Here is a 13330-nt window from a genome sequence, read left to right as displayed (position 1 = left end):
CTGACGCTCAGCCGCGCTTCTTGGCCCGGCCGGCGAATGGATTGTCGGAGGTGCGCAGCGCGATGCGGATCGGCACGCCCGGCATGTCGAAGGCTTCGCGCAGGCTGTTGGAAAGGTAGCGCACATAGGATTGCGGCATCGCATCCGGCCGCGAGCACTGGACCACGAAACCCGGCGGCCGCGTCTTGGCCTGGGTGACGTACTTGACCTTCAGCCGGCGCCCGGCAACGGCGGGCGGCGGATGATGCGCCAGTATGGCTTCCAGCCAGCGGTTGAGCTTGCCGGTCGAGACGCGACTGTTCCAGACCTTATGGGTCTTGAGCACCGCATCCATCAGCTTGTCGAGGCCGCGCCCGGTCTCGGCCGAGACCGGCACCGCCTGGATGCCGCGCACCTGCGGCAGCAGCCGCTCGGTCTTCTCGCGCAATTCCGCCAGCAGTTCCTGCGGATGATCGATCAGGTCCCATTTGTTGAAGGCGATCACCGGCGCTCTGCCCTCACGGATGATCAAATCGGCGATCTGCAGATCCTGTTTCTCGAAAGGAATGGTGGCGTCGAGCACGATGATGACGATCTCGGCGAAGCGTATGGCGCGCAAGCCGTCCTGCACCGACATCACTTCCAGCTTCTCGTGGATCCTGGCCTTGCGGCGCATGCCGGCCGTGTCGAACAGTTTCAGCCGGCGGCCATGCCAATCCCAGTCGACGGAGATCGAATCGCGGGTGATGCCGGCTTCCGGTCCGGTCAGAAGCCGCTCCTCGCCAATCAGCGCGTTGATCAGCGTCGACTTGCCGGCGTTCGGGCGGCCGACGACGGCGATGCGCATCGGCTTGGTGTCGTCGTAAGTGTGGGCATCCTCGGCGTCAGGGTCGGCGATGTCCTCGCCAATCAGCACCTCGGTGGCGGCGATCTCGTCGTCCTCGGCCTCTTCGTCTTCGCCGAAGGCGCGCGCCTCGCCGAGCGCAGCGATCACCGCATCACGCAGATCGGGCATGCCCTGGCCATGTTCGGCCGAAACCGGGATCGGCTCGCCGAGTCCAAGCTCCCAAGCCTCCAGCATGCCGCCCTGCGCGCCCCTGGCCTCGGCCTTGTTGGCGACCAGCACGACCGGCTTGCCGGACTTGCGCACGATCTCGGCGAAGGTCCTGTCGTCCGGCAGCAGGCCGGACTTGGCGTCGATGGTGAAGAAGATCAGGTCGGCTTCGTGGATGGCGATCTCGGTCTGCGCGCGCATGCGGCCGGGCAAGGTCGAGGCGCCGGCGTCCTCGAAACCGGCAGTGTCGATGACATCGAAATGCAAATCGTAGAGCTTGGCGGCATGGACACGACGGTCGCGGGTCACGCCCGGCGTGTCGTCGACAAGCGCCAGCTTCCTTCCCACCAGCCGATTGAAAAGGGTCGATTTGCCGACGTTAGGTCTGCCGATGATGGCGACTTTGAAGGTCATACGGTCCTACAATCATGCATGTCGTTATCCCAAAACCGCTGCACACTTTTGGGCGACATGCATTTACGAGGCATTGCCCGAGCCGCGGATCAGCTCGGACATCAGCGTTGCCCGCTCGCGGGTGTTGCGCGGGGCGCCGTCATCGGCGGCGATCTGATCGAACAGTTTCAACGCGTCCTGGGTCTTGCCTTCCTTCCAGGCGGCAAGGCCGAGCGCCTCGCGCGCCGTGTGGCGCAGCGTGTTGGTGTCCGACGTCAGCGCCTCGACGCGGCTGGACACGTCGGCGAAGGAGCCGTGATCGACGAGCAGGAGCGCTGCCCTGAGCCGCGCCATGTCGCGAATGCCCTGCGGGATAGCGGTGTCGGCGGCGACATCGTCGAAATCCTTGACGGCGGCGGCGGTGTCGCCCTTGCTCGCCTTGACGGTGGCGGCACGCATGCGGGCGAGCAGCGGATAGGCGCCGTAACCGTCCTTCTCGAGCTGGTCGAGCGCGGCAAGCGCCTCGTCGTTCTTGCCGTCATTGGCCAGCTTCAGCGCCTGCGAGAAGGCATCGCCGGAGCGGTTGGCGCGCGTCTCGTCCCAATAGCGATAGCCGACGAAGGCGGCGGTGCCGAGCACCACGAGGATCGCGATGACGAGCAAAGCCGGGCCGAAACGGTCCCACAGCTTCTGCGCCTGCTCGCGACGCATCTCGTCGTTGACTTCACGGATAAAACTGTCGTCGGACATCAATCAAAACCACTTTTGCCCCGGGCCAGGGCGGTTCATGAGCCCGCGTTTTAGCGAAATTTTGTCGGCATGGAAGGGGTTCGGCCGGAAAATCGCCTCTTCCCCAGGGGCAAACGGATGTTTGCGCGGGGGAAACAGATGTTTGCCCAGGGCAAACCGATGTTTGCCCAGGGCAAACCGGCAAAAAACCCGATCGCACCCGCGCCACATTTCGGGGATAGCCGGCTTGCTGACCGCCCGGAGCCTGTAAATTTGCCGATGCCTTGTTTGTCCCGCGTTGCCGCGTTTTCGCTTGTCTCGCTCGCCACCGCCGGCATGGCCCTGGCCGATCCGCCCGCGCCGCCAATGCCGCCAACGCCGAAGCAAGTCGTCATCATCTCCTTCGACAGCGCCCGCGACATCTCGCAGTGGAAGCGCAGCCGCGCTCTGGCGCGGCGCACTGGCGCGCATTTCACCTATTTTCTCTCCTGCGTCTTCCTGCTGTCGCCGGAGACACGCAAGGAATACACCCCACCGGGCAAAACATCAGGCAAATCCAATATCGGCTTTGCCGCTTCCAAACAGGAGGTGGCCGAGCGGCTAGAGCAGATCGGTCTCGCCGCGCATGAAGGCCACGACATCGCCAGCCATGCCTGCGGCCATTTCGACGGCAAGGACTGGAGCAAGGCCGACTGGCTGACCGAATTCGGCTCGTTCGAGCACATTTTCGAGAACGCCTATGCGATCAACGGCATCGCGCCCGAACCCGCAGGCTGGCGCGATTTCGCCCGGCATGCGGTTGTCGGTTTTCGCGCGCCCTATCTGTCGGCCAGCAAGGCGCTTTACGAGGCGCTGCCCGCTGCCGGCTACCAGTTCGACGCCAGCGGCGTCTCGCAAGGTCCCGCCCAGCCGCCGACCGTCGGCGGCATCACGCGCTTTTCGCTGCCGCAGATCCCGGAAGGCCCGAATTCCAGGCCGGTGATCGCCATGGATTACAATCTCTATGTCAGGCATTCCGGCGGTTTCGAACGGCCGAGCAAGGCCGGCGAGTTCGCCGACCGGACCTATCAGGCCTTTCGCGCCGCCTTCGACACGCAGTATCGGGGCAAGCGCATTCCGCTGGAACTCGGCTTCCACTTCACGCTGATGAATGACGGCGCCTACTGGAACGCGCTGGAGCGCTTCACCGGCGAGGTCTGTGTGAAGGCCGACGTCGAATGTATCAGTTTTCGTGACTACCTATCGCGGCAGGATGGCGGCCAAAAGCAGGCCTCGGTTGGCGGCTGAGCCGCCAACCCGTTTTACATCAAACCCTTGCTACGCCGGATCTTCGGCGCCCTGCCTTGCCAGATAGCGCTGATCGATATCGGGCAACGGCTCGCCCAGCAGCGTCGCCTCGAAGGCACGCAGGCGCTTGTGGACCGATTGCAGTTCGACAATGGTCGACCAGGAGGTGAGCAGGAACTGCAGCGAACCCGTCACCTTGCCGAAGGCGTTCGAGATCTGGTTCAGCGCACCGAACGTTATCTTATGCGCGACCAGCGACGGTCCGAGGATCAGCAGCGAGAAGATGTTGTCGGCCTGCAGGTAGGTGTACCGGACGACGTTGAAATAGATGTAGTGGAAATAGAGCCTGAAATAATTGTGGCGGACATTGGCAAACAGCTCGGCCGTGGTGGCGGGTTGCGCCCTGTCCGCATGATCCTCGCCGTAAACCAGTTCCTTGCGGTAGGCGGCCTCGACGCGCTGGTTGCGGAACTGCAGCCCCGGAAGCTTCAGGCCGGCAATCATTACCGAGATCGTGCCGAACAGACACCAGGCAAGTGCTGCGACCACCAGGGGCTGCGGGATCGCGCCGATGATCGGCAATTCGCTGATATGGGCCTGCAACTGGATCATCACCGGCAGGAAGGCGATCAAGGTCATGATCGATTGGACGAAGCTGGAACCGAGATCCTCCATGATCTGCGAGAACCGCATCGTGTCTTCCTGGATACGCTGCGAAGCACCCTCGATGTGGCGCAGCCTGGCCCAGTTCTCGATGAAATAGTTGTTCATCGCCGTGCGCCAGCGGAAGATCCAATGGCTGACGATAAAGGCATTGACCACCTGCACGTTCATGCCGACCAGCGCGAGCCAGGAAAAATCGGCCAGCCCGGTGTAGAATTCAACGTTGGTCGATTTTCCGGTCCCTGACATCAGGCCTTGCACATAGTCGAAGAAGGGCCCGTACCAGGCATTGACGGCGACGCTGACCTGCACATTGAAATAGATGAAGAACAGGATGACCGCCGTCATCAGGATCGACCAGCGCTGCCACGGATGCGGTGAATACCAGCTCCAGAATGCGTAGAAGATGGCCACGCAGGCGACGAAGTAGATGTAGAACCAGAGGAACGGCTTCGACACCAGCACAGCGATGCCGATGATGGGCGGCGCGTCGGCGGCGGCTGCCGGCAGGCCGAAAACGGCGCCCAGTTGCTCACCACCGAAAAACCAGAACAGGATCGCCGCAAGGCTCCAGATGGCGGCCGAAGAGAAAAAGAGCTTCGGCTGCGGGAAGAAGGATACGAACACTGTGGCGAATTCCTTGCTTGATGGGCAAATCAGCTGAGTTGGCGGGCATAAAGTCACACATTAGGAGGAAAGAAAATGCCTGCCCGGTGCCCGGCGCAGAGCAAGACCACAAATCATGGCGATTTTGGCGCGGCCGACCATATGACGACGCCGGAGACCACCAGCATGGCCGCGGCAGCGATCGAAGCGAGGAAGAAATCGCCTGAGATCTGCGCCAAAAAGCCGGCGGCGATCGGGCCGACGATCTGGCCAAGGCCGAACGATGCCGTCATCAGGGCAAATGTGCGCCGGGGCGCCTGTGGCGCCTGCCGCCGCGCGGCCTGCAGGCCAAGCGCGGTGATGGCGATGAAGGTGGCGCCGAGCAGCAGACCACCAAGCAGTGGCCCTGAATATCCGCCGAGCGCCACGCTGGCGGTGACGCCGATCACTTCTATGAAACATGCCAGCGCGTAGGCCGCGTGGAGACCGACCCGCCCGGCGATCTTTTGCCAGAGCCAGGTCGAGGGAAAACCGGCAAGGCCGGCGACCATCCACACCATGGCCTCGAAAACGCGGCTACCGCCACCCTGGCGGACGATGGCGACCAGGAACGTCGCCGTCACCACATAGCCGAACCCGAACAGGCCGTAGGCGACGATGATCTTCATCAGCGACCGGTCTTTCGGCAGGGCCGGCTCACGGATGGCTTGGCCGTTGGCGAGCGGGCCTTCGTTGGCCAGCAGCGCCACCACCACGAAGCCGCAAGCCGAAATTGCCGCCGACCACAACCAGCCCGCCGCCCAGCCGGCGCGCTCGGTCACCAGCACCGCCATCATCACCGCGGAGATCGCGATGCCGAGCCCGACACCGCCGAAATGCCAGGCCTGCAGGTCGCCACGACCGGCGGCATTGATATGGCTGAAAACGATGCTGGCCATGAAGACCATGACGAAGGCGCTGGCCAGACCGGCCAGAAAGCGGATGACGAGAAAGGCGGCCATGGCGTCGGTCAGCCCCATCAGCGCGGCAAGGATGGTGCTGGCGCCAAGACCGCCAAGCATCAGCAGGCGCTCGCGGCCATGCGCCCAGCCGCCCGCCGCCACAAAAGCCCCGACGAGGTAGCCGAGATAGTTGGCCGAGGCGATCCATCCGGCATTGGCCGGCGACAGATGCAGTTCTTCCATCATGCCGGGCAGGATCGGCGTGTAGACGAAGCGGCCGATGCCCATGGCCACCGCCATCGCAATCATGCCGGCAACGGCGAAGCGCAGAGTTGTTGAGGCCGATGACATTGCAGCGCACAATAAAGGCGGGGATCGCCGAAACAATCCGCCATCTGTTGGGCCAGTGCGCACGTGGGGCGCAACCGGTTCGACTTCCAGTTAAGCTGAAGGCGCGTCCCCGGCTCAGCAGCGCCCACCGAAACCGGCATGCAATGAAGCGGTCTCGTGCACCGTCCGCCGCGCCGTCAGCCTGAACGGCACGTCGCCCAATTCACGCTCCGACATGGTGTTCAGCATGGGATGCGACAGCGGATCGATCAGCCATCTCTGCGTGTCGCTCTGCACGCGCGACGCGGACGGCGTGCCAATGGCGAACAGAAGCTTCAGCGATGACAACAGCCTTAACATTTTTCGGCTCCTCGGATCTGGCTTCCACCGATAAAGTCTGCCGTTCCCTCGCGTCTTTCAATTGAGATTTCAGCCGGATCGGTTTAGAAAATCTCAAATGGCCATGCTCAATCGCGTCCATCTCAACGGCCTTCGCGCCGTCGAAACCGTTGCCCGTCTCGGCTCGCTTGCAGCGGCCGCCGGCGAGCTCAACGTTTCGGTCAGTGCGGTCAGCCAGCAGATAAGCCGCACCGAAAAGCAGCTCGGCCAGGCGCTGTTCGAGCGCACGGCAAGCGGTCTGGTGCTGACCGCGTTCGGCGCCGCCTTCGCGACCCGCCTCGGCACCGGATTTCGCGAGCTTGCCCAGGCCGTGGCGCTGGCTGACGAAGCGAGCCAATGCACATTGGTCGTCTCGGTGGCACCGGCCCTCGCTTCGAAATGGCTGCTGCCCAGACTGTCACGTCACTTCGACCGGCACCCCAATGTGCTGCTGCGCATCGACGCGTCGGTGCGGCTGGCCAATCTCGACCATTCCGACGTCGACATCGCCATCCGGCTTGGCGACGGCAAATGGTCCGGCGGGCAAGCGGAGCTGCTCCTGGCACAGGAAATCTTCCCGGTCTGCGCGCCTGACATCGCCAGAAAACTGAAATCGATCGGGGACCTTGCCCAGACCTGCGCCATCACCGACGAGCGGGCGATGATCAACTGGGACAGCTGGTTCGCGGCGGCCGGCGTTCCACCCGTCACCTTCCAGAAAGGCGCGCGCTTCACCGACCCGATGCTGTGTCTGGAATCGGCGATTGCCGGCCATGGCGTGATGCTGGGCTGGCAGTTGCTGACGGCGGATGCGCTGGCCGACGGGCGGCTGGTGGCGCCGTTCGGGATCCGCGCCCAGAGCGGGCTCGGCTACTGGCTGGTAACTGCGTCGGCCGAGACGGAGAGCCGCAAGGTCCGGGACTTCAAGGCCTGGATCAAGGAAGAGATCGCGGCGACGATGGCGCAGTTCCGGACGCTCGACAGCGCCGCTTAGGCTTGGCCCATCGCATACCTGGTGGAAAGGATCGTGGCAGCGGTCTATGTATGGGTCAGACCCCAACATTACGGCAGGCAGGATCATGACCACACATTCGCGCGGCGTTTCCGCAACGATCGACCCGGTGAAGCTCGACAGGCTGGCGGAGGTCGCCATCAAGGTCGGCGTGCAATTGCAGCCCGGCCAGGATCTTGTACTGACCTCGTCAATCGCGGCCCTGCCGCTGACCAGGCGCATCGTCGAGCACGCCTACAAGGCCGGTGCCGGTCTGGTGACGCCGATCTTCAACGATGACGAGATGACGCTGGCGCGCTACCGCTTCGGCGCCGACGCCAGCTTCGACCGCGCCGCCGGCTGGCTCTATGAAGGCATGGCGAAAGCCTTCTCGAACAACGCCGCTCGGCTCGCCGTGCGCGGCGAAGATCCGTCGCTCCTGTCGGCGCAGGACCCGGCAAAAGTGGCGCGCGCCAACAAGGCCAATTCCATGGCCTACCAGCCGGCGCTGGAAAAGATCACCGGCTTCGACATCAACTGGAACATCGTCGCCTACCCTGACCTGGCCTGGGCCAAGCAGGTGTTTCCCGATGACGCCGATGATGTCGCGGTGGCGAAGCTCGCCGACGCTATCTTCGCGGCGTCGCGGGTCGACGTGGAAGACCCTATCGGCAACTGGAAGGCGCACAATGCCGCACTGCGCGGCCGCACCGAATGGCTGAACGGCCTTAATTTCCACGCGCTGCATTTCACCGGACCGGGTACCGACCTGACGGTCGGGCTGGCGGACGGCCATGAATGGATGGGCGGCGCCTCGACCGCCAAGAACGGCATCACCTGCAATCCCAACATCCCGACCGAAGAGGTCTTCACCACGCCGCACGCCAGGCGCGTCGAGGGCCATGTCTCCTCGACCAAGCCGCTGTCCTACCAGGGCACGCTGATCGACGAGATTTCGGTGCGTTTCGACGAAGGCCGGATCGTCGAGGCCAAGGCTTCGAAGGGCGAGGATGTGCTGAAGAAGGTGCTCGACACCGACGAAGGCTCACGGCGCCTCGGAGAAGTGGCGCTGGTGCCGCATTCATCGCCGATCTCGGCCAGCGGCCTCTTGTTCTTCAACACGCTGTTCGACGAAAACGCCGCCTGCCACATCGCGCTCGGCCAGTGTTATTCCAAGTGCTTCGTCGACGGCGCCTCGCTCAGCCAGGACGAGATCGCCGCGCGCGGTGGCAACAAGAGCTTCATCCACATCGACTGGATGATCGGCTCGGACAAGATCGACATCGACGGCGTCCACAAGGACGGCAGCCGCGTGCCGGTGATGCGCAAGGGCGAGTGGGCCTGAGGGTTTCGGCGTAGGGAGGTTGAATGGCTCTCGACCTGATGGTCAAGCGGATCTACGAGCCGCCCGCTGCCGATGATGGGCAGCGGGTGCTGGTCGATCGCATCTGGCCGCGCGGCGTCAGCAAGGAGCATGCCGCGCTGGCGCTGTGGCTGAAGGAGATCGCGCCGAGCGAGGATCTGCGAAAGTGGTTCGGGCACGAGCCGCAGCGCTGGGCGGAGTTTCGGAAGCGGTACGGGGCTGAACTGGACGGGAATGGTGAGGCGGTGACGCGACTGCGCAACCTGCTCCGCCACGGCAAGGTGACGCTGCTCTACGGCGCGCATGATGAAGCGCACAACAATGCAGTGGCGCTGGCGGGGTATATTACGCGGGAGGGCTGAGGCGGCCAACCTCCGAGGCCGGCGGGACAGCGCCCCCCTCTGTCCTGCCGGACATCTCCCCCACGAGGGGGGAGATTGGCATCTTCAACAGCTTCGCTTACTCACTTCACCGTCTGCTCATAAACCTCCGGCTTGAAGCCGACCAGAACCTGATCGCCGACCTCCAGCACCGGCCGCTTGACCATCGTCGGCTTGGCCAGCATCAGCGCCTTGGCCTTCTTCTCGTCGAGACCTTGCTTGTCGGTGTCCGTCAGTTCGCGGAATGTGGTGCTGCCCTTGTTGAGCAGCTTTTCCCAGCCGACCTTGCCGACCCAGCCATCCAGCCGCTTCGCATCCAGCCCCTCCGCACGGAAATCGTGAAAGCGATAGGCCACGTGATGGCTCTCCAGCCAGACGCGCGCCTTCTTGACCGTGTCGCAGGTGGTGATGCCGTAGATCGTGATCGTCAAAGCGCGCTTCCCTTGGGCTGGCAGTCGAATCCGACCCACAGCCTAGAACCGCCCTTCCTGCTTTGCCAGCACCCAGGCCCGCAGCTGCGGAATTTTCGGGCTGGCGAGAAGCTTCTTCAATGGCTGGGGCACTGTGGCCGACCAGCTTGCGAAGTATGTGAAGACGATTTGAACCTCTCGCATGGCGGCCAGGACACCGTCCCGGCCGCCATGCTTGTTTCTCGTGGCGAAGAGCAGGCTCCGAAGTCGGAGCTTCCGGCCTCAGTAGTAGAAGCGCTCTTCGGTAATCTTGCCGTTCTTGACCGTGTACAGGCCAACCTCGTCCATCGTGACACGCTCGCCGGTGGCCTTGGGCGTGACGTCAAACTTGAAGCGCAGCGCGAACTGGTCGCCGTTGACATAGGGCCCTTCGACCGAGCCGCCGTGCACTTCATGGTTTTCCTGCCACCACTGGCCCTTCTGCCTGAGGGCCTCCTTGCCATGGCTGACGGCCATCGGCCCCTCCATGGCTTCGTAGCTGGCGATATCATCGGCATTGTACTTTTCAGCAGCACCGACATTGTCACCCTGCTTGAGGAGCTCGGTGAAATCCTTGGCAATTTCCGCGATGGTCATTTTGTATTCCTCCTGTTCAGACGCACTCGAAGTAGGGAAGCGCTTGCCAGCCCGCCACCTTTGCCCGCATGACAGCTGACAAGCGGTGTCAGGACGATTGATAGCGCGGCTGTGTGACGAGGATTTGCAGGCAGCGCCGGCAGCGGCCTCGGTTGCAGACACAAGCCAATTCCGCAATGCTGGGTGCATGTGCAACCTCTACAATATCACCACGACGCAAGAGGCGGTCCGCCAATGGACGCGTGCATTACGCGATATCAGCGGCAACCTTGAACCTTCCGTTGACATCTATCCCAATCAGCCAGGCCCGGTCGTTCGCAACACGGCAGATGGGAAGCGTGAGCTGGCGAAACTGCTTTGGGGATTGCCGACGCCTCCAGAGCGTATGAAAGGTAAGGCCGACTACGGCACGACCAACGTTCGCAATCCACAATACCCGCACTGGCAACAGTTTGTCGGGGTCGAGCAACGATGCGTCGTGCCGGTCACCAGTTTTGCCGAACCCAGCCCGACACCGAGCGACAAGGACCCAGAAACGTGCATCCAGCGTAACTACTGGTTCGCCCGCGACGAAGGCCGGCCGCTGTTCTTCTTCGCTGGTTTCTGGACCCGTTGGCAGGGCGTGCGAAAGGTCAAGGACGGGCCCGGAGACTTTGAGTTATTTGCCTTCCTGACAACCAAGCCTAACGCTCTCATCGCGCCGATCCATGAGAAGGCTATGCCAGTAATCCTGACCACGTCGGAGGAGACCGAGGCCTGGCTGACAGCACCCTGGGCAGAAGCACGGCATTTGCAGCGAACAGCGCCAGACAACGCGTTGGTGATCGTTGAGAAGCCAGCTACACAAATCAAGTTTCCGCAGCAGTCTCCGGCCCAAGGGTCTCTGTTCTAGACTGAAGGGATAGCCTCACTCCTCGTCTCGCCATATCACACGGCGAACCATGCGGATTTCGACAAGGCGTCTGACACGAATTTTCAAGCGGTCAGCAGCACTCGGCAAAATGATGTCGGCATCAAGCTCGCGAAGCTTGCAGCGCTCGCACCGCATATGCCGTTCGACATCCCAAAAGGGAATGTCACCGACAAGCTTCGCGAGATCGCCGGGCAGATAGTGCCGGGTGATGTTGCAGTGCCGGCATCGGACACGAATGAGTTGCCCCACTTCGTGCGCGAGGCACAGGGTTTGCACATTTCGGCGCGGTCGGGTGCTCAATTCCGGCATCAACTAATTTAGGAATGTCTTCCTAGATTAGTCAATTCCTACTTAATTCCATGGTCGTTTGTTCACACGTCGATCAGACCTGCCCCGCCCGCAGCGTGCAGCAACCCCGCGAAGGTGGGTGAGGCTTAACTCGGCAGCATGGGGCAGTTGGCGCCACGGCGCAGGCTGACATACGCAACGTCGCCGACGCTGAATTGGAACCCCTCGGCCTGGCGCGGCGCATCGATTACCACCGGCAACCCCTGCCCCAGTTCGGCATGCAGCCGCAAGGTACGGCCGTGGAAGACGATGCTGTTCACCCGCGCCGGCGCGGTTCCTTCTGTCGGCTCGGTGGCGGCGAGCAAATCCTCCGGACGCACGCCAATGGTGCGCACCTCGCCTTCGCCGGGTGACTGGCCGGTTTCGGAAGTAGCCTCCAGCGGCAGAGCACCGGCAGCGAAGCGCAAACGATCGCCATCGCGGCCGACAAAGCGCGACTGCAGCAGGTTCATGGTGCCGATGAAGCTCGCCACGAACTTTGTGTCAGGCCGGTCATAGAGCGTCGCCGGCGGCGCGATCTGCTCAATGCGGCCCTTGTTCATGACGACGATGCGATCGGAGATCGACAGCGCCTCGGTCTGGTCGTGGGTGACCATGACGAAGGTGGTGCCGAGCCGCGACTGCAGCCGCTTCAACTCGACCTGCATCTGTTCGCGCAGATGCGCGTCGAGCGCCGATAGCGGTTCGTCGAGCAAGAGCACTCGCGGCTCGCAGACGATGGCGCGGGCGAGTGCCACGCGCTGGCGCTGGCCGCCCGAGAGTTCGAAGACACGGGCGCGAAGCTTGTCGGCGAGACCGACCATTTCGAGGGCTTCACCGACCCGCTTTGCCTGCTCGGTACCCGACAGTTTTCGCAGCGACAGGCCGAAGCCTACATTATCGGCGACGTCCATATGCGGAAACAGCGCGTAATCCTGGAACACGGTGTTGACAGGCCGGTCGAAGGGTCGAAGTGCGGTAATGTCGCGGCCGTCGAGCAAGACCTTGCCGCTCGACGGGCTTTCGAAGCCGGCGATGACGCGCAGGCTGGTGGTCTTGCCGCAGCCCGAAGGTCCAAGCAGCGTGATGAACTCGCCGCTGACAATGTCGAGATCGACGGCATCGAGCCCGACGATGCCGCCTGGAAAAACCTTGGAGACCGCCTGCAGCCGGACAAGTGGATCAGGCGCCATCGCGAACCTCGGAGGGTTTTGTGGTGTTGACCCACAGGATCTGGCATTGCTCGGCGCCGGGATTGCGGAAAGCGTGCAACAGCGTGCTCTTGAAGGCGAAGCTGTCGCCGGTCTTCAGCCCGTATCTTGTCGAGTCCACCACCAGTTCGACCTCGCCTGAAAGCACAAGGCCGAATTCATGGCCGGCATGGGCGTAGGCTTCGGCGGTGCCGCCACCGGCCTCCACCGTTACCAGCATGCCGGTAAGCGTCGCGCCCGGCGGCGACAGCAGCGCCTTGGCGATGCCTTCCGACTTCACCGGAATGGAGCGCCGCTTGTCGGCACGCACGCAATAGAGATCGTTGACGGCCTCGTTGCCATCGGCAATCAGCGCCGAAGGCTCGATGTCGAGTGCGGCGGCGAGCGGCCAGATCACCTTGACGCGCAGCGAGGACATGCCGCGCTCGATCTGGCTCAGCGCACCGATCGACACGCCGGCTTTTGCCGCCAGTTCGGCCAGCGACAGGCGCCGCTCCAGCCGCAGCGCGCGCACGCGCCGGCCGACGCGCACATCGGCATCGTCCCTGGTTTTTTCGGCGGCTTCGTCAAGCATGTCCATGCATTCGTCCTCGTTTGCTTCTTCCTTCTCCCCTTGTGGGGTGAGAAACGGTTCGCGCAGCGAACGAAAAGCCAATTGCTTGGCTTTTCGAGTTTCGAACGCCCTGGGCCTGCGAAGGGCCGGGCGCGGTAGCCGATCTACCCTGCCGGGTCCCCGCTG

General features: G+C 63.1%; 15 protein-coding genes. 5 read left to right on the top strand and 10 right to left on the bottom strand.

Features of this window, described 5'->3' with window-relative positions; genetic code table 11:
* Positions 1-7: 7 nt before the first annotated feature.
* Positions 8-1447 carry a ribosome biogenesis GTPase Der gene (gene der, locus ACWGS8_RS16760; RefSeq protein ID WP_454581976.1) on the bottom strand — a complete coding sequence of 480 codons (1440 nt, stop codon included), beginning with the start codon at positions 1445-1447 and terminating at the stop codon, positions 8-10.
* Between the two features lie 63 nt (positions 1448-1510).
* Complete coding sequence (locus tag ACWGS8_RS16755; RefSeq protein ID WP_019856919.1) at positions 1511-2176, bottom strand: tetratricopeptide repeat protein; 666 nt, start codon at positions 2174-2176, stop codon at positions 1511-1513.
* A gap of 258 nt (positions 2177-2434) precedes the next feature.
* On the opposite strand from ACWGS8_RS16755, the gene ACWGS8_RS16750 reads away from it, so the two are divergent.
* Complete coding sequence (locus tag ACWGS8_RS16750) at positions 2435-3442, top strand: polysaccharide deacetylase family protein (RefSeq protein ID WP_454581975.1); 1008 nt, start codon at positions 2435-2437, stop codon at positions 3440-3442.
* 30 nt (positions 3443-3472) lie between these two features.
* Here the strand turns inward: ACWGS8_RS16750 and sbmA are convergent, their stop codons facing one another.
* The 3 genes from sbmA to ACWGS8_RS16735 form a co-directional block, all read right to left on the bottom strand.
* Positions 3473-4732: a peptide antibiotic transporter SbmA gene (gene sbmA / locus ACWGS8_RS16745; protein ID WP_454581974.1), complete on the bottom strand. Its 1260-nt coding sequence runs from the start codon at positions 4730-4732 to the stop codon at positions 3473-3475.
* 113 nt (positions 4733-4845) lie between these two features.
* Positions 4846-6003 carry a YbfB/YjiJ family MFS transporter gene (locus ACWGS8_RS16740; protein ID WP_454581973.1) on the bottom strand — a complete coding sequence of 386 codons (1158 nt, stop codon included), beginning with the start codon at positions 6001-6003 and terminating at the stop codon, positions 4846-4848.
* Positions 6004-6117: 114 nt separating this feature from the next.
* Positions 6118-6342 (bottom strand): hypothetical protein, encoded by a 225-nt coding sequence (locus ACWGS8_RS16735; protein WP_454581972.1) that lies wholly within the window; start codon positions 6340-6342, stop codon positions 6118-6120.
* A 97-nt stretch (positions 6343-6439) separates the two neighbouring features.
* On the opposite strand from ACWGS8_RS16735, the gene ACWGS8_RS16730 reads away from it, so the two are divergent.
* From ACWGS8_RS16730 to ACWGS8_RS16720, 3 genes are all read left to right on the top strand, one after another.
* The gene (locus tag ACWGS8_RS16730; protein ID WP_454581971.1) at positions 6440-7354 is read left to right on the top strand and encodes a LysR substrate-binding domain-containing protein; all 915 of its coding nucleotides are present in this window, start codon (positions 6440-6442) and stop codon (positions 7352-7354) included.
* Positions 7355-7439: 85 nt separating this feature from the next.
* The gene (locus tag ACWGS8_RS16725; protein ID WP_454581970.1) at positions 7440-8696 is read left to right on the top strand and encodes an aminopeptidase; all 1257 of its coding nucleotides are present in this window, start codon (positions 7440-7442) and stop codon (positions 8694-8696) included.
* Positions 8697-8719: 23 nt separating this feature from the next.
* Positions 8720-9076, top strand: coding sequence for a DUF488 domain-containing protein (locus ACWGS8_RS16720; protein WP_454581969.1), 357 nt, complete (start codon positions 8720-8722; stop codon positions 9074-9076).
* 101 nt (positions 9077-9177) lie between these two features.
* Here ACWGS8_RS16720 and ACWGS8_RS16715 read toward each other — a convergent pair whose 3' ends face one another.
* Positions 9178-9525: an ArsC family reductase gene (locus ACWGS8_RS16715; protein WP_454581968.1), complete on the bottom strand. Its 348-nt coding sequence runs from the start codon at positions 9523-9525 to the stop codon at positions 9178-9180.
* A gap of 261 nt (positions 9526-9786) precedes the next feature.
* The gene (locus ACWGS8_RS16710) at positions 9787-10140 is read right to left on the bottom strand and encodes a SnoaL-like domain-containing protein (RefSeq protein WP_454581967.1); all 354 of its coding nucleotides are present in this window, start codon (positions 10138-10140) and stop codon (positions 9787-9789) included.
* 187 nt (positions 10141-10327) lie between these two features.
* Between ACWGS8_RS16710 and ACWGS8_RS16705 the strand changes: the two genes are divergently transcribed.
* The gene (locus ACWGS8_RS16705; RefSeq protein ID WP_454581966.1) at positions 10328-11032 is read left to right on the top strand and encodes an SOS response-associated peptidase; all 705 of its coding nucleotides are present in this window, start codon (positions 10328-10330) and stop codon (positions 11030-11032) included.
* A gap of 15 nt (positions 11033-11047) precedes the next feature.
* Here ACWGS8_RS16705 and ACWGS8_RS16700 read toward each other — a convergent pair whose 3' ends face one another.
* The 3 genes from ACWGS8_RS16700 to ACWGS8_RS16690 all read right to left on the bottom strand — a co-directional run bounded on the left by ACWGS8_RS16700 (position 11048) and on the right by ACWGS8_RS16690 (position 13171).
* Positions 11048-11362, bottom strand: coding sequence for a hypothetical protein (locus ACWGS8_RS16700; RefSeq protein WP_454581965.1), 315 nt, complete (start codon positions 11360-11362; stop codon positions 11048-11050).
* Positions 11363-11487: 125 nt separating this feature from the next.
* Positions 11488-12573, bottom strand: a complete 1086-nt coding sequence (locus ACWGS8_RS16695; RefSeq protein WP_454581964.1) for an ABC transporter ATP-binding protein — start codon at positions 12571-12573, stop codon at positions 11488-11490.
* A complete protein-coding gene (locus ACWGS8_RS16690) occupies positions 12563-13171 on the bottom strand; it encodes a cupin domain-containing protein (protein ID WP_454581963.1) in 609 nt (202 codons plus the stop codon). Before ACWGS8_RS16690 ends, ACWGS8_RS16695 begins: the two co-directional genes overlap by 11 nt.
* Positions 13172-13330 lie beyond the last annotated feature (159 nt).

The organism is Mesorhizobium sp. 43Arga, assembly GCF_053714255.1.
The sequence above is the reverse complement of the archived record's forward strand: the minus strand, read 5'-3'. Positions and strand labels throughout refer to the sequence as shown.